The organism is Allobosea sp. 2KB_26, from assembly GCF_052115715.1.
GTDB lineage: Bacteria > Pseudomonadota > Alphaproteobacteria > Rhizobiales > Beijerinckiaceae > Allobosea.
The window spans coordinates 400,372-418,028 of the sequence record NZ_JBFRHE010000003.1 but is presented as its reverse complement, the minus strand read 5'-3'; the positions used below and the strand labels follow the sequence as shown (position 1 = coordinate 418,028).

General features: G+C 66.7%; 18 protein-coding genes. 14 read left to right on the top strand and 4 right to left on the bottom strand.

The window, feature by feature from the left end:
- Positions 1 to 67: 67 nt before the first annotated feature.
- Positions 68 to 1,141: a porphobilinogen synthase gene (hemB, locus tag AB4099_RS12765; protein ID WP_113518189.1), complete on the bottom strand. Its 1,074-nt coding sequence runs from the start codon at positions 1,139 to 1,141 to the stop codon at positions 68 to 70.
- 181 nt (positions 1,142 to 1,322) lie between these two features.
- Here hemB and AB4099_RS12760 point away from each other — a divergent pair, with 181 nt between their 5' ends.
- The 4 genes from AB4099_RS12760 to AB4099_RS12745 all read left to right on the top strand — a co-directional run bounded on the left by AB4099_RS12760 (position 1,323) and on the right by AB4099_RS12745 (position 5,223).
- Positions 1,323 to 2,378 (top strand): enoyl-CoA hydratase/isomerase family protein, encoded by a 1,056-nt coding sequence (locus AB4099_RS12760; protein ID WP_113518190.1) that lies wholly within the window; start codon positions 1,323 to 1,325, stop codon positions 2,376 to 2,378.
- Between the two features lie 3 nt (positions 2,379 to 2,381).
- Complete coding sequence (locus AB4099_RS12755; protein WP_162768425.1) at positions 2,382 to 2,840, top strand: DUF6163 family protein; 459 nt, start codon at positions 2,382 to 2,384, stop codon at positions 2,838 to 2,840.
- Positions 2,841 to 3,160: 320 nt separating this feature from the next.
- The gene (gene ldtR / locus AB4099_RS12750) at positions 3,161 to 3,661 is read left to right on the top strand and encodes a transcriptional regulator LdtR (RefSeq protein WP_441478354.1); all 501 of its coding nucleotides are present in this window, start codon (positions 3,161 to 3,163) and stop codon (positions 3,659 to 3,661) included.
- A gap of 320 nt (positions 3,662 to 3,981) precedes the next feature.
- Complete coding sequence (locus AB4099_RS12745; RefSeq protein ID WP_113518193.1) at positions 3,982 to 5,223, top strand: L,D-transpeptidase family protein; 1,242 nt, start codon at positions 3,982 to 3,984, stop codon at positions 5,221 to 5,223.
- A gap of 111 nt (positions 5,224 to 5,334) precedes the next feature.
- On the opposite strand, the gene AB4099_RS12740 is transcribed toward AB4099_RS12745, so the two are convergent.
- Together AB4099_RS12740 and AB4099_RS12735 are read right to left on the bottom strand one after the other, a co-directional pair.
- On the bottom strand, positions 5,335 to 6,444 hold the full coding sequence (locus tag AB4099_RS12740; protein ID WP_441478353.1) for an isocitrate/isopropylmalate dehydrogenase family protein: 1,110 nt from the start codon (positions 6,442 to 6,444) through the stop codon (positions 5,335 to 5,337).
- 72 nt (positions 6,445 to 6,516) lie between these two features.
- Entirely contained in the window at positions 6,517 to 7,494 is a 978-nt protein-coding gene (locus AB4099_RS12735; protein WP_441478352.1) for a Bug family tripartite tricarboxylate transporter substrate binding protein, read from the bottom strand.
- Positions 7,495 to 7,667: 173 nt separating this feature from the next.
- Between AB4099_RS12735 and AB4099_RS12730 the strand changes: the two genes are divergently transcribed.
- Positions 7,668 to 8,327: a GntR family transcriptional regulator gene (locus AB4099_RS12730; protein ID WP_441478351.1), complete on the top strand. Its 660-nt coding sequence runs from the start codon at positions 7,668 to 7,670 to the stop codon at positions 8,325 to 8,327.
- 27 nt (positions 8,328 to 8,354) lie between these two features.
- Here AB4099_RS12730 and nhaA read toward each other — a convergent pair whose 3' ends face one another.
- Positions 8,355 to 9,563, bottom strand: coding sequence for a Na+/H+ antiporter NhaA (gene nhaA, locus AB4099_RS12725; protein WP_441478350.1), 1,209 nt, complete (start codon positions 9,561 to 9,563; stop codon positions 8,355 to 8,357).
- A 215-nt stretch (positions 9,564 to 9,778) separates the two neighbouring features.
- Between nhaA and glyA the strand changes: the two genes are divergently transcribed.
- The 9 genes from glyA (at position 9,779) to allE (ending at position 17,527) form a co-directional block, all read left to right on the top strand.
- On the top strand, positions 9,779 to 11,080 hold the full coding sequence (gene glyA / locus AB4099_RS12720) for a serine hydroxymethyltransferase (RefSeq protein ID WP_113518233.1): 1,302 nt from the start codon (positions 9,779 to 9,781) through the stop codon (positions 11,078 to 11,080).
- A 39-nt stretch (positions 11,081 to 11,119) separates the two neighbouring features.
- Positions 11,120 to 11,617: a transcriptional regulator NrdR gene (nrdR, locus tag AB4099_RS12715; RefSeq protein WP_113518197.1), complete on the top strand. Its 498-nt coding sequence runs from the start codon at positions 11,120 to 11,122 to the stop codon at positions 11,615 to 11,617.
- Positions 11,610 to 12,740 carry a bifunctional diaminohydroxyphosphoribosylaminopyrimidine deaminase/5-amino-6-(5-phosphoribosylamino)uracil reductase RibD gene (gene ribD, locus AB4099_RS12710; RefSeq protein WP_441478349.1) on the top strand — a complete coding sequence of 377 codons (1,131 nt, stop codon included), beginning with the start codon at positions 11,610 to 11,612 and terminating at the stop codon, positions 12,738 to 12,740. The genes nrdR and ribD overlap by 8 nt, the downstream gene beginning before the upstream one ends.
- Positions 12,740 to 13,387: a riboflavin synthase gene (locus AB4099_RS12705; protein ID WP_441478348.1), complete on the top strand. Its 648-nt coding sequence runs from the start codon at positions 12,740 to 12,742 to the stop codon at positions 13,385 to 13,387. Before ribD ends, AB4099_RS12705 begins: the two co-directional genes overlap by 1 nt.
- Positions 13,388 to 13,421: 34 nt before the next feature.
- The gene (ribH, locus tag AB4099_RS12700) at positions 13,422 to 13,931 is read left to right on the top strand and encodes a 6,7-dimethyl-8-ribityllumazine synthase (RefSeq protein ID WP_113518200.1); all 510 of its coding nucleotides are present in this window, start codon (positions 13,422 to 13,424) and stop codon (positions 13,929 to 13,931) included.
- Positions 13,928 to 14,395 (top strand): transcription antitermination factor NusB, encoded by a 468-nt coding sequence (nusB, locus tag AB4099_RS12695; RefSeq protein ID WP_441478347.1) that lies wholly within the window; start codon positions 13,928 to 13,930, stop codon positions 14,393 to 14,395. Before ribH ends, nusB begins: the two co-directional genes overlap by 4 nt.
- A gap of 7 nt (positions 14,396 to 14,402) precedes the next feature.
- Positions 14,403 to 15,401, top strand: coding sequence for a thiamine-phosphate kinase (gene thiL / locus AB4099_RS12690; RefSeq protein WP_113518202.1), 999 nt, complete (start codon positions 14,403 to 14,405; stop codon positions 15,399 to 15,401).
- 46 nt (positions 15,402 to 15,447) lie between these two features.
- Positions 15,448 to 16,653 (top strand): MFS transporter, encoded by a 1,206-nt coding sequence (locus AB4099_RS12685; RefSeq protein WP_441478346.1) that lies wholly within the window; start codon positions 15,448 to 15,450, stop codon positions 16,651 to 16,653.
- 76 nt (positions 16,654 to 16,729) lie between these two features.
- The gene (allE, locus tag AB4099_RS12680; protein ID WP_441478345.1) at positions 16,730 to 17,527 is read left to right on the top strand and encodes a (S)-ureidoglycine aminohydrolase; all 798 of its coding nucleotides are present in this window, start codon (positions 16,730 to 16,732) and stop codon (positions 17,525 to 17,527) included.
- The last annotated feature ends 130 nt before the right edge of the window (positions 17,528 to 17,657 follow it).

Here is a 17,657-nt window from a genome sequence, read left to right as displayed (position 1 = left end):
CGCCAGTTGCGACGCGTTGATACTCGCTGCGACGCGCAATCCATCGCTTTGGCGGGCGCCTGTGGCTTCAGCCGCAAACCTTCAGCTTTTCGGCGACGCGCGGCGCGAAATAGCTCAGCACCCCGTCGGCGCCGGCGCGTTTGAAGGCGATCAGGCTCTCCATCATGGCCTTGTCGCCATCGATCCAGCCATTCAGGGCGGCGGCCTGGATCATCGCGTACTCGCCGGAGACCTGATAGGCGAAGGTCGGCACCCGGAAATGGTCCTTCACGCGCGCGATCACGTCGAGATAGGGCATGCCGGGCTTGATCATCACCATGTCGGCGCCCTCTTCGAGATCGAGCGCCACCTCTGCAATGGCCTCGTCCGAATTGGCAGGGTCCATCTGATAGGTGCGCTTGTCGCCGATCAGCGTCGCATTGGTGCCGATCGCATCCCGGAACGGACCATAGAAGGCCGAGGCGTATTTCGCCGCATAGGCCATGATCTGGACATCCTCGAAACCGGCCTCGTCGAGCTCGACCCGGATGGCGCCGACACGGCCGTCCATCATGTCGGAGGGGGCGATGACATCGGCGCCGGCATCGGCCAGCGCCAGCGCCTGCTGCGTCAGGATGCGCACGCTCGCATCGTTCAGGATGCGCTCGCCCGCCATGACGCCGTCATGGCCGTGCGAGGTGTAGGGGTCGAGCGCGGCGTCGCAGATGATGCCGATCTCGGGCACCTCGGCCTTGATGGCGCGCACGGCGCGGCACATCAGGTTGTGCGTGTTCAGCGCCTCGGACGCCGTTGCGTCGCGCAGCGACTTCTCGACATAGGGAAAGGGCGCGATCGCCGGGATGCCGAGGCTGGCGGCATGGGCGCTCTGGCGCACCGCCTCCTCGATATTCAGCCGGTCGACGCCCGGCATCCACTCGACGGCGGAGCGGGCCTCGCTCGAATCCACCAGGAATATCGGCCAGATCAGGTCGTTCGCGGTCAGGACCGCCTCGCGCACGAGCCGGCGCGACCACTCGGCCTTGCGGTTGCGCCGCATCCGGCGGGTCAGGTCGAGCGAATCCTTGCTGCGCAGGGCCGCCGACGGCAGGTCATCCTGCCGCGCCACGGGCGCCGGAAACGGCCTTACAACCCGATATGCCATAAAATCCTCCGCCGCCTGGGCGCGTGGGCTTGTCCTTTGCCGGATGCTTAGCACATCGGAACCATTCCAAAACAGAGGTGGATGGTCGCAACTGTGGCGGTGGGCCCGCGCAGCACCGCGCGTTGACAATCGCCCGAGCCCCGGCCCAGAACCGGACCCTGTTGTCAGGGATCAGCACGGCATGTCGCAGGAACCAGAGATCATTTGCGAAATCCGGGGCGCGGCGGGTGTCGTCATCCTCAACCGTCCCAAGGCGCTGAATGCGCTGAGCCTGGCCATGGTCCGCGAACTGGCGCGCGCGCTCGATGCCTGGGAGCATGACCCGCAGGTGACGCGCATCGTGGTGATGGGCGCGGGCGAGAAGGCCTTTTGCGCGGGCGGCGATATCCGGTCGCTGCATGATCTTGGCCGCGCCGGCCGCCAGGGCGAGATGCTCGCCTTCTGGGGTGAGGAATACATCCTCAATCACCGTATCAAGCACTATCCCAAGCCCTATATCGCGCTGATCGACGGCATCGTCATGGGCGGCGGCGTCGGCATTTCGCTGCATGGCAGCCATCGCATCGCTGGCGAGCGCTACCTCTTCGCCATGCCCGAGGTCGGGATCGGCTTCTTCCCGGATGTCGGCGCAACCTATGCCCTGCCGCGCCTGCATGGTGCGGCCGGCATCTATCTCGCGCTGACGGGAGACCGCGTCGGGGCAGCGGACGCCCTTGCGCTGGGGCTTGCGTCCCATGCCGTACCGAGCAGCCGGATGGCCGAACTCGCCGACGCCCTGACGGGCCGCGGTGCCGTCGATGAGATTCTGGCCGGATACACGCAGGATCCCGGCCCGCAAAAGCTCGCAGCCGAGCGCGCAACCATCGCCGAGTGCTTTGGTGCCGCAGAGCTGGACGGCATCAGGGAGCGGCTGAAGCTGAAGGCCGAATCCGGCGACGCCTTCGCCGGCAAGACCCTACAGACGCTTGCCGTCAAATCTCCGACCAGCATTGCCATCGCCTTCGAGCAGATGCGTCGTGGGGCACGGCTCGATTTCGCGGAAGCGATGCGCACCGAGTACCGCATCGTCTCGCGGATTGCCGAGGGCCATGACTTCTATGAGGGCGTGCGGGCGGTGGTGATCGACAAGGATCATGCCCCGCACTGGCAACCGGCCACGCTGGATGAGGTCGATCCGCAGGTGATCGCACGCTACTTCGCTTCGCTCGGCGCGAACGAACTCGTCCTGGAGCATTGAGCGATGGGAATGGGGAGGGGAGATGCCGAGCCCCTGCGCGGGCAGCGCGTCATCGGTTCGGCTGGCCCCGAGGAGAAGAAGAGCAAGCTGACCCGCTGGCGGCGCGTGCTGGTCTGGCTGCTCCGCCTGCTGTCGCTCGCCTGGATGGCCAAGGGGCTGATGGCCTGGGCGGTGATCTTCGGTATCGGCATGGAGGGGCAGACGCCATTCGAGTCGCAGTTGCTGAGCTACCAGGCAATCACCGTCTATTTCGCGGTGATCGATCTCGTCGCCGCGGTCGGGCTCTGGCTGACCAGCACCTGGGGCGGAGTGCTCTGGCTCCTGGCCGCGGTCAGCCAACTGCTGCTCGGCTTCTTCTTCCCGCGGCTGCTGCCGGTGACGCCCTATCTGATCGCGACCTATGTCGGGTTGATGGCCGCCTATTTCCTGGCCACCTGGGCGGCGGAAAACGAGGAGACCTGAGATGGGCCGATGCGGGCCTGCCATGCGCGCGGCTCGCGGCCCAGGCCCTGGCAATGGCGCTGCTCAGGCGGGCGCTCGGGCTGTGGCGCGGAGAGCCCCGTTTCGCCCGAAAGCGCCTCGATTGCGTCGAGTCATGGTAACAAACGCTTTAGCTTAAGCGTTTCTGGCTTCACTTACGATTCACCCAAAGGGGTAAATCTCCGATTCATCCTGATATTTAAACTCGTTTTCATCGGTCCGGCCTATGGTGTTTTCAGAAGCGGACCGGGAGATAAATCCTGGCCGGCATGCAACAGGCGGGATATACAATGGCAACGAGCATGAAGACTTTGGCTCCTGTGAAGTCGGAAGAAGTTCAACTCAAGGTGAAGCCCCTTTACCTTGAGTCCCTTACCCTGGTTGAGCGGCTGCATCGCCGCCTGCTCGATGTCATCAAGGATGAATTCGAGCGCCGCAACCGTGACGACGTCAACAGCGTCCAGGCGCTGTTGCTCTACAATATCGGCGATGCCGAGCTCAGCGCCAGCGAGCTCCGGACACGCGGTTACTATCTCGGCTCGAACGTGTCCTACAATGTCAAGAAGCTGGTCGAGCTCGGCTACCTGCACCATGCCCGTTCGCGCATCGACCGCCGCTCGGTCCGCATCAGTCTGACCGAGAAGGGCCATGAGGTGCACAATCTCGTGAAGGGCGTCTACGACAAGCATGTCCAGACGGTCGAGCAGATCGGTGGCATTGCGGCCGATGACTTCGAGCGTATGAACAACGCGCTGCTGCGTCTCGAGCGCTTCTGGACCGACCAGATCCGCTACAAGCTCTGATTTCCGGCCTGAACCGCCAGACAATCGGCGCTGACCTGACCTGAACTTGCAAACTCCCGCCCTCGCTGCGGGAGTCTTTCGGGCCGCTCTTGCTCTCCGGTCCGCTGCTGTTGCAGTTGGGCGACGCAGGGCGCCCATGCTGCATTCCCTGCTTCCCCTTCGTCGCCAATGCCCTAAAAACGCCGCGCTCATCACGAGACGTTAACTGTGGTATTGGATCGTCGCTCGCAACCGGGCCGCCGTCCATGGCGGAGCCGGAGTTGTTGTTTGCGGCGCTGATGCGCGGTCTTGCACCTTGAGGACGAGGGAAGAGGGATACGATGTCGAATTTCAGCCTGACCCGCCGCGAAACCGTGCTGGCACTGCTCTCGGGTGCAGCAACGGCCGCGACCGCGCCAGCCTGGGCTCAGCAGGCGGAGTGGCGCCAGAGCTATGATTCAGGCGCTCGCAATGCTGTTGCCCGTTCCTCGACCCCGACCTTGTCTGCCGAAACGCTGCAGGCGACGGAGCAGGCGATCGTCGCCTATCGCGACCTTGCCGCCCGCGGCGGCTGGACCCCGATCCAGCTGACTGACAAGCTTGGCGTCGGCTCGCGCGGTCCCGGCGTGGTCGCGCTGCGCCAGCGCCTGATCATCACCGGCGATCTCGATTCCGCTGCCGGCACCAGCAATATCTATGACTCCTATGTCGAAGCCGGAGTGCGCCGCTTCCAGTCGCGCGTCGGGCTGTCGACGACGGGCGCCATCAACCGCGCCACCCTGACCGCCCTGAACGTGCCGATCGAGCGGCGTATCCGCCAGCTCGAGACCAATGTGGTGCGCCTGCGCTCCTGGTCGGGCAATCTCGGCAACCGCTATGTCGTCGCCAATATCCCGGCGGCCTCGGTCGAGACGGTCGAGAACGGCCATGTCGCGACCCGCCATGCTGCCGGCGTCGGCAAGGCCGACCGGCAGTCGCCGCTGCTGCAGACCAAGATCCCCGAGGTCAATTTCAACCCGACCTGGACCGTGCCGGCTTCGATCATCCGCAAGGATCTGATCCCGAAGATGCGCAAGGAGCCGAACTACCTCACCGAGAACAAGATCCGCATCATCGGCCCTGCCGGTGAGATCGCGCCCGAGCGCGTCAACTGGAATTCGGACGAGGCGACCCGCTACACCTTCCGCCAGGATCCCGGCGGCGAGTTCAACTCGCTCGGCTTCGTGCGCATCAACATCCCCAGCCCGCACGGCGTCTACATGCATGACACGCCGGCCAAGGGCATTTTCGGCGATGATTTCCGCTTCGTCTCCTCGGGCTGCATCCGCGTCCAGAACGTGCGCGACTATATCGCCTGGCTGCTCAAGGAGACGCCCGGCTGGGATCGCGCCAAGATCGACGAGGTGATCCAGTCCGGCGAGCGCATCAACGCCCGGATCAGCAATCCGGTGCCGTGCTACTGGGTCTACATCACCGCCTGGGCGACGCCCGATGGCGGCGTCCAGTTCCGCGACGACATCTACAACAAGGACGGCCTCGGCCCGGCGCCGGTTGCGGCGTTGCAGGAAGACCAGAACATCTGAGCGCAAACTCTTTCAGCTCCAAACGCTCTCTCACTCACAATGAAAACGGCTCGCCGATTCTGGCGGGCCGTTTTCATTTGGTCTTCGATGGGCTGTGGTCGGGCGCTGCCCTCAGACCGCCGTCGCGGCCTCCCGGAGCACGGCAACGACGCGCTCGGTGAAAGCCTTGGTCCCGAGCGTTCCGCCGAGATCACGCGTGCGCTGCTCCGGCAGGCGGATCGTGCGGTCGAGCGCGGCTTCGATCGCCTGGCCGGCGCGCAGCAGGGCGGGGTCCTGCCTGCGCTCGCCCAGCCAGGTCAGCAGCATCGCGGCCGAGCCGATCAGCGAACAGGGATTGGCGAGGTCGCGGCCGGCGATGTCGGGAGCCGAGCCATGCTGCGCCTGGGCGACCGCATGGTCCTGTCCCGCATTGAGCGAGGCGGCAAGGCCGAGGCTGCCCGAAATCTCCGAGGCCTGGTCGGAGAGGATGTCCCCGAACATGTTCGTCGTCACGATGACGTCGAACACGCCGGCATCGCGGACGAGCAGCGCCGCCATCGCGTCGATGATCTTCTCCTCATAGGCGACGTCGGGATAGCGTTCGGCGACCGAACGCACGCATTCCAGGAACAGCCCGTCGGAGATCCGCAGCACGTTTGCCTTGTGCACGGCCGTGACCTTGCGCCGGCGCTGGCGGGCAAGGACAAAGGCGCTCTCGGCGATGCGCAGCGAGGCCTGCCGCGTCACTTTCCGGAAGGAGAGGGCCAGGTCCGGCGTCGGCATCATCTCGCCGGGGCCGAGATGCATCGAGCGGTCGGAATAGAACCCCTCGGTGTTCTCGCGCACCACGACGAGGTCGAGCGGCTTGCCGCAGCGCGGCTCGAAACCCTCGCGCGAACGGGCAGGGCGGATATTGGCGTAGAGGTCGAGCCGCTTGCGCAGCTGGCCGGAGGGGTTGAGCCCGCCCTTCTCGGCCGGCGGATAGTCGTTATGGGATACGGGCCCCAGGATGACGCCGTCGGCCTGACGCGCGGCCTCGAAGACGCTCTCCGGGAAGGTCGAACCGACCTTGCCCAGCGCAGTGAAGCCGATCTCGGCATGCTCATAGGCCAGTGCGAAGCCGAATAGCTGGCTCGCCTCGTCGAGCACGCGACGGGTGGCGGCGCTGATCTCGGGGCCGATGCCGTCTCCGTCCAGGACGAGAAGCTGCAGGGCAGCGCTTTTCGGTGATGTGTCGGTCATTACAGGGGCTTCGTCCGGGACAGGGTTGGAGTGGCCCGCCCTACGCGTCGCCGCGCGGGCGGGCGGCAGGGATCATTCGACCTTGATGTTGGCTTGCGCCACCACCTTCGCCCATTTCTCGCGCTCCGCCTTGACGAAGGCGGCGAACTCCTGCGGCGTGTTGCCGATCGGCTGCGCGCCTTCCAGTTCGAGATTTCGGCGCACGTCGGGCAGGTTGATGATGGTCGCGACCTCGCTGCGCAGCCGGTCGATGATCGGCTGCGGCGTGCCCTTGCGCACGAAGACGCCATACCAGCCGCTGGCCTCGTAGCCGGGCACACCGGCCTCAGTGAGCGTCGGGACCGCCGGCAGGGCAGGCGCGCGCTCGGAGGTCGTAACGGCCAGCGCCCGCAATGTGCCGCCATGCACATGGCCGATCGCCGAGGGCAGGGTCGCAAACATCATCGGGATATGGCCGCCGATCAGGTCGTTGAGGGCGGGGCCGGCGCCGCGATAGGCGGCATGCTTCAGATTCGTCTGCGCCATCAGCTCGAACAGCGCGGTCGCGATATGGTTGGCCGAGCCGTGGCCGGCCGTGCCATAGGTCAGGCCCTCGGGCTGCGCCTTCGACAGCGCGATCAGCTCCGCGACCGAGTTCGCCTTGACCGACGGGTGCACCAAGAGGAGCAGCGGCGCCTTGGCGATCAGGGTAACGGGCTCGAGCACCTCGGCCGGGTCGTATTTGAGATTCTTGAACAGGCTCGGATTCACGGCCATCGGGCCGATATTGCTGATCAGCACGGTATAGCCATCGGCCGGCGCCTGCGCCGCTGTCGTCGTGCCGAGATTGCCGCCCGCGCCGGCGCGGTTCTCGACCACGACGCCGACGCCAAGGCGCGACTGCAGCTTCTCGGCCACGGCCCGCGCGATCACGTCCGTGCCGCCGCCCGCGGCATAGGGCACCACCATGGTGATCGGCCGGCTGGGCCAGTCCTGGGCCGTGGCAACGCCGGTCATGCCCAGCATCGCCCCGAGCATGGCGCCCAGCCGTCGTCCTGCAAATCTGCGCATCGCAACTCCTCCCATCGATTGTTTCTCGTCGGTCTTTCGCCGACGATGTCTTATTTTGGTATACCGAATTATACTGAAGCAGATTGATGCGAGGCAAGCGTTGATTTCAGCGCTGGCTCACGCGATCACGCGGGACAGGCGGAGCGCGCGCCGGGCGAAGCGAGGAAATGGCCTTGAGTGATTTTGCCGACATGCAGCCCGCGCCCTCGCTGGCAGGCCAGGCCTATGCGCGCTTGCGCGACGCGATCGCCAGCGGCGAGCTTCGGCCCGGAGCTAGGCTGCGCGAGGAGGACCTGGCGAAGCATATGCAGATGAGCCGCACGCCGCTGCGCGAGGCGGTGCGCCGGCTCGAGGCGGAAGGCTTCTTCACGCGCGAATCGCGCAGTCTCGTCGTCGCCTCGCTCGATCATCAGGCGGTCTCGGAACTCTATGCGATGCGCGAGGTGCTCGAGGGCACGGCGGCCGCCTTCGCCGCGCGCCATGCCGCCGAGGTCGAAATCGAGGCGCTGCGCGATCTCCATACGCTGGAGGTCGGCTTGCTGGCGCAGCCGCAGGATCTCGCGCGCCACAACGAGCGCTTCCATTCCGCGCTCTACGGCGCTGCGCATAATCGCTATCTGCTCAAGACCCTGAATGCCTTGCGTGACGCCCGCGCGCTGCTCGGCCCCTCGACCCTGCTGGACCCCGTCCGCGCCGCGCAGGCCCATGCCGAGCACGAGGCCCTGGTCGTGGCTGTCGAGCGCCGCGACCCGGTCGCGGCCGATGCAGCCGCGCGCAGCCATATCCGCTCGGCCCAGCGCGAGCGGCTGCGGCGGCTGGTGACCGGCGAGTAGACGGCTTCCCCCGGAAGGGGAGCGCGCTCAGGGAACGGGCTTCTTGCCGCTCGGGCCCGCCGAAGCCAGCTTCAGCACAAGCGCTCCGGCGAGCGCCGAGAGCAGCGAGCCCATCAGCACACCGATCTTGGTGGCGTCGCCGAGCTCGGGATTCTGTGGAAAGGCCAGCGCTCCGATGAACAGGCTCATCGTGAAGCCGATGCCGCAGAGCAGTGCGACGCCATAGAGCTGCAGGTAATTCGCCTTGGCCGGCATGGTGCCGAGCCCGGTCTTCACCGCCACCCAGGCGAAGCCGAAGACGCCGACCTGCTTGCCGATGAACAGGCCGAGCGCGATGCCGAGCGGAATCGGCGCGAGCAGGCTCGACGGCGACATGCCTGCAAAGGACACGCCCGCATTGGCGAAGCCGAAGATCGGCACGATCAGGAAGGACACCCAAGGGTGCAGTTTGTGCTCGAGCATGTGCAGCGGGGAATGCTCCGGCTCGTCGCTGTCGCTGCCGTCGCCGATCGGGATCGTCAGCGCCAGGATGACGCCCGCGAGCGTCGCGTGCACCCCCGATTTCAGCTGGAAGAACCAGAGCAGCGCTCCGATGGCGAGGTAGAGCCAGAGTCGCGTCACGTTCATCCGGTTGAGAACGATCAGGATGGCAAGGCACAAGCCCGCCATGCCGAGCATCGGCAGCGAGATCTCGCTTGTATAGAACAGGGCGATGATCAGGACGGCGCCGAGATCGTCGAGAATCGCAAGCGCGGTCAGGAAGACCTTGAGCGAAACCGGCACGCGCGGCCCGAGCAGGGCGAGCACGCCGAGCGCGAAGGCGATGTCGGTTGCCGCCGGGATCGCCCAGCCGCGCATCGCGACCGGGTCGCCGCGCGTCAGCGCCAGATAGATCAGGGCGGGCGCGATCATGCCGCCGAGCGCGGCAATGCCGGGCAGGGCGCGTCGCGACCAGGTCGAGAGCTGCCCCTCGATGAATTCGCGTTTGATCTCCAGCCCGACGAGCAGGAAGAAGATCGCCATCAGCCCGTCATTGACCCAGTGCAGGACGCTGAGGCCGCCGACATAGCTGCCGAGCAGCTTGAAATAGGCGGGCGCTGCCGGCGAATTGGCGATCAGCAGGGCTATCGCAGCCACGCCCATGAGCAGGAGGCCGCCGGCCGCTTCACTCGCCAGCAAGGCCTTCAACGGCGAGCGCCGGGCAGGTGGAGCATTCCCGGCGATGTCTTGCGTCACGTTCAACTCCTTGCTGGCTGCTGTCACTGCCCTTTGTGCAGGCGGCGCGCGCTCATGTCACCCCGCATCAGCCCTTGGAATGGCGCCCCCCACCGTGCTACGGAGCGCGCGATAGCGGGCTCGGCCGCGAGATTCCGCAACAGCCAGAACTGCGTGGCTGCCGCATGGCCTTTGCCGGCCCCCTGCGGCAATCCGAAGCGCCGATGGAGCATCCCATGAGCCGTGACGCCGCCGCTGAGAAGCACCTCTCGAACTCCTTCTTCGGTGCTTCGCTCGCCGATTCCGATCCGGAGATCTCGCGTGCCATCGGTCTCGAACTCGGTCGCCAGCGCGACGAGATCGAGCTGATCGCCTCGGAGAACATCGTGTCGCGCGCCGTGCTCGAGGCGCAGGGCTCGGTGATGACCAATAAATACGCGGAAGGCTATCCTGGCCGCCGCTATTATGGCGGCTGCCAGTTCGTCGACATCGCCGAGAAGCTCGCGATCGAGCGCGCCTGCCGCCTGTTCGACTGCCAGTTCGCCAATGTCCAGCCGAATTCCGGCAGCCAGGCCAATCAGGCCGTGTTCATGGCGCTGATGCAGCCCGGCGACACCTTCATGGGCCTCGATCTCGCCGCCGGCGGCCATCTTACCCATGGCGCCCCGGTCAACCAGTCCGGCAAGTGGTTCAAGGTCGTGCCTTACGGCGTCTGCGTCGTCGACCAGACCATCGACTATGACGCGATGGAGCGCCTCGCCGTCGAGAACAAGCCCAAGGTCATCGTCGCCGGTGGCTCGGCCTATGCCCGGCACTGGGATTTCGCCCGCTTCCGCGAGATCGCCGACAAGGTCGGCGCCTATTTCATGGTCGATATCGCGCATTTCGCCGGCCTGGTGGCGGGCGGCGCGCATCCCTCGCCATTCCCGCACGCCCATGTCGTCACCACCACCACGCATAAGACCCTGCGCGGTCCGCGCGGCGGCATGATCCTGACCAATGACGAGGCGCTGGCGAAGAAGATCAACTCGGCGATCTTCCCCGGCATCCAGGGCGGCCCGCTGATGCATGTCATCGCCGCCAAGGCGGTCTCATTCCACGAGGCGCTGCAGCCGGAGTTCAAGATCTACGCCCGCGCCGTCGTCGAGAACGCCAAGGCGCTGGCCGAGACGCTGAAGACCAAGGGCTTCGACCTCGTCACCGGCGGCACCGACAATCACCTGATGCTGGTCGATCTGCGCTCTAAGAAGATTACCGGCAAGGCTGCGGAAGCAGCCCTCGGCCGTGCCCACATCACCTGCAACAAGAACGGCATCCCCTTCGATCCGGAGAAGCCGATGGTCACCTCCGGCATCCGCCTGGGCACGCCGGCTGCGACCTCGCGCGGCTTCGGTGTCGCCGAGTTCCAGCGTGTCGGCGAGCTGATCGCCGAGGTGCTGGACGGGCTCGCCGCGCATGGCGAGGAGGGCAATGCCGCTGTCGAGCAGGCGGTGAAGGCCAAGGCCCACGAGCTGACGGCACGTTTCCCGATCTATTGAAGGCAACGCGACCCGGTCGCCTGAAGGAGAAGAGCCGCGATGCGCTGTCCCTATTGCGGCTCCCTCGAGACCCAGGTGAAGGACTCGCGTCCCACCGACGATCACGCCTCGATCCGCCGCCGCCGCGTCTGCCCTGACTGCGGCGGCCGCTTCACCACCTTCGAGCGCGTGCAGCTGCGCGAGCTCACCGTGGTGAAGCGCTCCGGCCGGCGCACTCTCTTCGATCGCGACAAGCTGCAGACCTCGATCGAGATCGCATTGCGCAAGCGCCCGGTCGCGCCGGAACGCGTCGAGCGCATGGTCAACGGCATCGTCCGCCAGCTCGAGAGTTCGGGCGAGGGCGAGGTCTCGAGCTCCACCATCGGCGAACTGGTGATGGAGGGGCTGAAATCCCTCGACGATGTCGCCTATGTCCGCTTCGCTTCGGTCTACAAGAATTTTCGCGAGGCCCGCGATTTCGAGGAGCTGCTCGGCCAGCTCAGCAGCGACGAGATCGAGGCTGCCGGCGTGGTTCCCCCGATTCGTGGCGATGACTGAGCAGAGCGCGCTCGACCGCGCCTTCATGCAGCAGACCCTCGCCTATGGCGCGCGCGGGCTGGGTACCACCGGCACCAACCCTTGCGTCGGCGCGCTGATCACGCAGGACACGCCGGACGGCCCCGTCGTGATCGCACGTGGCCACACCCAGATCGGTGGCCGGCCGCATGGCGAGGCCCATGCCTTCGACCGGGCGGGCGCTGCCGCGACAGGCGGCACGCTCTATGTCACGCTCGAACCCTGCTCCCACCGCACCATCCGCGCCGCGACGCCTTGCGTCGAGCGCACCATTCGGGCCGGGGTGAAGCGGGTCGTGGTGGCGATGGCCGATCCGAATCCGCGCTTTCGCGGACTGGGCTTCGCGCTGCTCCGCAGCGCCGGCATCAGCGTCACCACCGGCGTTCTGGAAGAGGAAGCCAGGCGGACCCATCGCGGCTATGTCCTGCGCATCACCGAGGGGCGGCCGATGGTGACCTTCAAGGTGGCGCGCACGGCCGATGGCTATGCGGGCACGGCCGCGGGCGGTCCCATCGCGGTTTCCTGCCCGGCTGCGAATGGCTGGGTCCATCTCCAGCGGGCGCATCATGATGCGATCATGCTCGGCATCGGTTCGGTGCTCGCCGACGATCCGATGCTGACGGTCCGTCTGCCGGGAATGGCGGCACGCTCGCCGATCAGGGTCGTCCTCGATTCGCATCTGCGCCTGCCGCCGGGCTCCCGCCTCGTGCAGTCGGCCGGGGAGGTTCCTGTCTGGGTGATCGCGGCGGAATCCGCGCCCGTTGCCAACGAGGCCGAGCTGGTTGCGGCAGGTGTCGAGGTCATGCGCGTCTCCGCCGGATCGGACGGTCATCTCGATCTCCGTGAGGCATTGCAGCTGCTCGGCGCGCGCGGCATCAACCGGGTCTTTTCCGAAGGCGGCCCGACGATCGGCGAGAAGCTGGCTTTGGCGGGCCTGGCTGATGAGGTCATCGTTTCGACCTCGCCGCGTTTGCTGGGTTGCCCCGGCGTCGTCGCCGTCCGTCCGGCCCTTGCCGGATTGCTGGCCGACCCCGATCTGTACCGGCTTGCGGAGAGCGGCCTGATCGGCCACGACCGTTTCGAGCGCTATGAGAGGATTGCCTGATGTTCACCGGCATCGTCACCGCCATTGGCACGATCGTGGAGGCCCAGAACAAGGGGCCGAGCCTGAAGCGGCTAGCAATAGCGAGCCCGTTCGAGGCTCAGGGAATCGAGATCGGCGCATCGATCTGCTGCGCCGGCATCTGCCTGACGGTGACGGCTCTGAAGCCTCGCGAAGACGGTGAGGCCGGCTGCATCTTCCAGGTCGAGGCCGCTGCCGAGACCCTGTCCAAGACCCTCGCCGGGGCGTGGGAGCCGGGCACGAAGGTCAATCTCGAACGCTCGCTGAAAATGGGCGACGAGCTGGGCGGCCATCTGGTGACCGGCCATGTCGACGGCGTCGGCACGATCCTGAAGATCGAGCCGATCGCGGCCGATCCCGACGAACCCTGGGGCGCAACCGCGCGCTTCCATATCCGCGCGCCGCAGGGCCTGCCGCGTTTCATCGCGACCAAGGGCTCGATTTGCCTCGACGGCACCTCGCTCACGGTCAACAGCGTCGAGGACGATGTCTTCACCGTCCTGCTGATTCCGCACTCCTTCAGCGTCACCACCTGGGGCGAGCGCAAGCAGGGGGACCGCATTCATGTCGAGGTCGATCTGATGGCGCGGTATGCCGCGCGGCTTGCGGAGGCGAGCCCGGGGGGGTAACCAGCCGACTTGAAATCCAACAAGGATAAGAACGATGGCCGGACCCCGGCAGATCTCGGCCGACAAGGCCGCAACTCCCGCCGCTCCCCTGGACGGCGCACGCGTGCTCGTCGTCGAGGCGCGCTTCTATGACAAGCTGGCGGACGAGCTGCTGGAAGGCGCGCTCGCGGTGCTCGACAAGGCCGAGTGCCGTGTCGACGTCGTGACCGTGCCCGGCGCGCTCGAAATCCCAGCAGCGATCGTCATCGGCCTGCGGGCCGCCGACGAGGCGGTCGACCCCTATGAGGCCGTCGTCGCGCTCGGCACCGTCATTCGTGGCGAGACCGGCCATTACGATATCGTCGCCGGCGAAAGCTCGCGCGCGCTGATGGACGTCTCGGTTGCCTATGCCATGCCGCTCGGCAACGGCATCCTGACCGTCGAGAACGATGCCCAGGCCTGGGCCCGCGCCAATCGCGCCGATATGGACAAGGGCGGCGGCGCGGCGGAAGCGGCGCTCGCCGTCCTGCGTTACAAGCGTTCGCTCGCGGACAAATCCTCATGAGCCGCGCGGAACTGCGTCGCGGTGCACGACTTTCTGTCGTGCAGGCGCTCTATGAGATGGAGATCGGCGGGCGCGGCGTCATCGAGGCGATGGCCGAGTTCGAGGCGTTCTGGATCGGCAAGGAGGTCGAGGATATCGAGCTTCCCAAGGCCGAGATCGCCTTCTTCCGGGACCTGCTCGGCGGCGTCGTCCGCGAACAGCGCCTGATCGACCGCTCGGTCGATGATGTTCTTGCCGCCGGCTGGCCGCTCAAGCGCGTCGAGGCCGTGGTGCGCGCCATCCTGCGCGGCGGCGCCTATGAACTCGCCTTCCGCAAGGATGTGCCGGCGCGCGCCGTGATCTCGGAATATGTCGCGGTCGCCCGTGCCTTCTACGAGGGCGAGGAGATCGGCATGATCAACGCCGTGCTCGACAAGATGGCCCGCGACTTCCGCGCCGACGAATTCGACACGCCGGCCGCCTGACACGCTGATGGCCGGCGCTCCCCAACGACCCGGCGAGTTCGAGCTAATTGCGCGTTATTTCGCGCCGATCGCCGGTGCGGGCGGCCTCGGCCTGCGCGACGATGCCGGGCTGCTGCGCCCGGCGCGCGGCTTCGAGCTTGTGGTCACGACGGATGCGCTGGTCGCAGGGGTGCATTTCCTGCCCGACGATCCGCCGGCCTCAATTGCCCGCAAGGCGCTCGCGGTCAACCTGTCGGACCTGGCGGCCAAGGGGGCATCTCCCTTGGGCTTCGTGCTCTCGCTGGTCCTGCCCAAGGGCTGGACAGAAGCGTGGCTCGCCGGCTTCGCCCAGGGGCTAGGCGAGATCGCGGCCGAGAGCGCCTGTCCGCTCGTCGGCGGCGATACCGTTTCGACGCCGGGGCCGCTCACGCTCTCCATCACCGCCTTCGGCAGCGTTCCGGCCGGACGCATGGTGCTGCGCTCGGGCGCAAAGCCAGGTGATCTCGTCCTCGTCTCCGGTACGATCGGCGACGGTGCGCTCGGCCTCAAGGTCCATGCGCCGGGCAAGCCGGACTGGGTCGCAGGCCTCTCCGAGGCCGATCGCGCCCATCTCGCCGACCGCTACCTGCATCCGCGTCCGCGCCTGGCGCTTGCGGCTGCCCTGCAAGCCCATGCCTCGGCCGCTATGGATGTCTCCGACGGGCTCGTCGGCGATCTCGCCAAGCTGGTTGCGGCGTCTGGAATCGGGGCCGAGATCGACCTCGATACCGTTCCGCTCTCGGCTGCGGCCCGCGCCGCGATCATGGCTGACCCTGCTCTGACGGAACTGGCCTGGACCGGCGGAGACGACTACGAAATTCTCTGCACGGCCTCGGAAAGGGAATTTCCTGCTATGGCTGCTGCGGCCGAGGCGGCGGGTCTTGGACTCGCCTGCATCGGCCGGGTCACGTCCGAGCTGGGCGTGGTGCGTTTTCTCGAACGGGGCAGGGCGCGCAGCTTCGCGCAAGGCTCCTTCGCCCATTTCTGAGGGCCGCCCGCTCAGGCCGCCCGGTATGTGAACGACGGCCCCAGCGATGAACCAGCATGTTTCCGTGGCCGAGGGCGATGCCCTGGCGAAACGCAATGCCCTCGTCCTCGCCTGCGCCCAGGCGTTTGGCGGCGCGAACCCGGCGATCGTGGTCTCGCTCGGCGGCATCGTCGGCTCGCAGCTCGTCGCCGACAAGACCTTCGCCACCGTGCCGGTCAGCCTGATGCAGCTCGGCATCGCCTGCGGCGTCATCCCCGCTGCGATGCTGATGCGCCGGCTCGGCCGCCGCAACGGCTATCTCATCGGGGCGCTGACCGGCGTCATCGCCTCCAGCATCGCGGCTGCCGGCACGGGGAGCCGGATCTTCTGGCTGTTCTGCCTGGGCACCTTCATGTGCGGCCTCTACGGCGCCTTCGTGCAGAGCTATCGCTTCGCGGCGGCCGACACCGCGAGCGAGAGCTTCAAGCCGCGCGCCATCTCCTGGGTGATGATCGGCGGGCTCGCCGCGGGCGTCATTGGCCCGCAATCGGTCTACTGGACCCGCGACCTGACGCCGGCCGCGCCCTTCGCCGCCAGCTTCATGGCGCAGGGGGTGCTGGCGCTGCTGGCGATCGGCGTCGTCATGATGCTGCGTGCTCCGCCGGTCGCGGCCGTGCGTTCGAGCGGCGGCCGGCCGCTCTCGGAGATCATGCGCCAGCCCAAATTCATCGCCTCGGTCACCGCCGCGCTCGTCTCCTATGGCCTGATGAGCTTCGTGATGACGGCTGCGCCATTGGCCATGGTCGGCTGCGGTCACAGCATCGGCGATGCCGCGCTCGGCATTCAGTGGCACGTGCTCTCGATGTTCGGGCCGAGCTTCTTCACCGGCCGGCTGATCGCCCGATTCGGCAAGGAAAAGGTCACGGCCGCAGGCCTGCTGCTGCTCGCCTGCGCCGCCGTTGTCGGTCTGAACGGGCTCAGCGTCGCGCATTTCTGGATCGCGCTGGTCCTGCTCGGCATTGGCTGGAATTTCGGCTTCATTGGCGCGACCGCGCTCGTCACCGACTGCTATCGCCCGGAGGAGCGCGTCAAGGTCCAGGCCGCCAACGACTTCCTCGTCTTCGGCTCGGTCGCCATCGCCTCCTTCTCGGCCGGCGGGCTGCTGAACACCGGCGGCTGGAATAGCGTCAACTGGCTGGTCTTCCCGCCGGTGGCGGTCGCGCTGGCGCTGGTCGCCTGGCAGGCCACGCAGAAGCGCGTTCAGCTGGCCTGAGGGGCGGCCCGGCGCGTAGCCGACCGATAGGCTCCGCAAACAAGCTTCACCCCCCAAGGACCCGGCAGGAGATACGATGCGCCCGCACCAGTTGCCCGTCACGACAGGCCGGTTTCCGCCCGGCGCCATCGGCCATAATCGCGGTGTGGTGCGGCCGAACTATGCGTTCATGCCGCCGGAAGGCGTGCTGATCAGCCGGCTGCCGCATTTCAGCGGGACGGTCGTGCGGATTCTGGCCGCGCCCGTCCTGGGTGCGAAATTCGCGCAGTACCTGCTCGAGATTGCGCCCGGCGGCGGCACGCCCGAGGCCTTTCGCGAGGAGGGCATCCAGCATTTCTATTATGTGCTCTCCGGCCAGGGCCGGTTCGTCATGGCGGATGCGCCGGCGCTTGACCTGCGACCGGGCCACTTCGCCTATGTCCCCCCCGGCACCGCCTTCACGCTGAGCAATACCGGTTCCGAGCCCTTGCGCGTGCTCGGGCTGCGCAAGCGCTTCGAGGCGATTGGCCTGCCGGCGCCCGAGCCGATCCTGTCCCATCGCGACGAGATCCCGGTCACCAACCATACCGGGGCCGAGGGACGCGGCTTCCAGTTCCTGCTGCCCTGGGGCGACATGCGCTTCGATTTCGAGATGAACCTGATGTGGTTCAAGCCCGGCGCACATTTCCCCGATGTCGAGACCCATGTCATGGAACACGGGCTCTATATGCTGGAAGGGCAGGGGCTCTATTTCCTCGGCACCGAATGGCACGAGATCTGGGCCGGCGATTTCATCTGGATGGGCGGCTACTGCCCGCAGCAATTCTACCCGACCGGCTTTGCCGACGCGGCCTATCTGCTCTACAAGAACGTCAACCGGGACGTGGCGCTCTGACGCCCGCATAGAGCTCCCGAACGGCCGGCCGCGCCTCAAGGCGGGCCGGCACACCCTGACATCTGCGTAAAATTGTCAGCCTCCGCGTTTGCGATTCTGTCGAAAGCTTGGCAGAAAGTTGGCCGGTACT

Excerpts from the sequence above, each read along its gene's own strand:
- hemB (WP_113518189.1), bottom strand. The coding sequence starts at position 1,141 with ATGGCATATCGGGTTGTAAGGCCGTTTCCGGCGCCCGTGGCGCGGCAG.
- AB4099_RS12760 (WP_113518190.1), top strand. The coding sequence starts at position 1,323 with ATGTCGCAGGAACCAGAGATCATTTGCGAAATCCGGGGCGCGGCGGGT.
- AB4099_RS12755 (WP_162768425.1), top strand. The coding sequence starts at position 2,382 with ATGGGAATGGGGAGGGGAGATGCCGAGCCCCTGCGCGGGCAGCGCGTC.
- ldtR (WP_441478354.1), top strand. The coding sequence starts at position 3,161 with ATGAAGACTTTGGCTCCTGTGAAGTCGGAAGAAGTTCAACTCAAGGTG.
- AB4099_RS12745 (WP_113518193.1), top strand. The coding sequence starts at position 3,982 with ATGTCGAATTTCAGCCTGACCCGCCGCGAAACCGTGCTGGCACTGCTC.
- AB4099_RS12740 (WP_441478353.1), bottom strand. The coding sequence starts at position 6,444 with ATGACCGACACATCACCGAAAAGCGCTGCCCTGCAGCTTCTCGTCCTG.
- AB4099_RS12735 (WP_441478352.1), bottom strand. The coding sequence starts at position 7,494 with ATGCGCAGATTTGCAGGACGACGGCTGGGCGCCATGCTCGGGGCGATG.
- glyA (WP_113518233.1), top strand. The coding sequence starts at position 9,779 with ATGAGCCGTGACGCCGCCGCTGAGAAGCACCTCTCGAACTCCTTCTTC.
- nrdR (WP_113518197.1), top strand. The coding sequence starts at position 11,120 with ATGCGCTGTCCCTATTGCGGCTCCCTCGAGACCCAGGTGAAGGACTCG.
- ribD (WP_441478349.1), top strand. The coding sequence starts at position 11,610 with ATGACTGAGCAGAGCGCGCTCGACCGCGCCTTCATGCAGCAGACCCTC.
- AB4099_RS12705 (WP_441478348.1), top strand. The coding sequence starts at position 12,740 with ATGTTCACCGGCATCGTCACCGCCATTGGCACGATCGTGGAGGCCCAG.
- ribH (WP_113518200.1), top strand. The coding sequence starts at position 13,422 with ATGGCCGGACCCCGGCAGATCTCGGCCGACAAGGCCGCAACTCCCGCC.
- nusB (WP_441478347.1), top strand. The coding sequence starts at position 13,928 with ATGAGCCGCGCGGAACTGCGTCGCGGTGCACGACTTTCTGTCGTGCAG.
- thiL (WP_113518202.1), top strand. The coding sequence starts at position 14,403 with ATGGCCGGCGCTCCCCAACGACCCGGCGAGTTCGAGCTAATTGCGCGT.
- AB4099_RS12685 (WP_441478346.1), top strand. The coding sequence starts at position 15,448 with ATGAACCAGCATGTTTCCGTGGCCGAGGGCGATGCCCTGGCGAAACGC.
- allE (WP_441478345.1), top strand. The coding sequence starts at position 16,730 with ATGCGCCCGCACCAGTTGCCCGTCACGACAGGCCGGTTTCCGCCCGGC.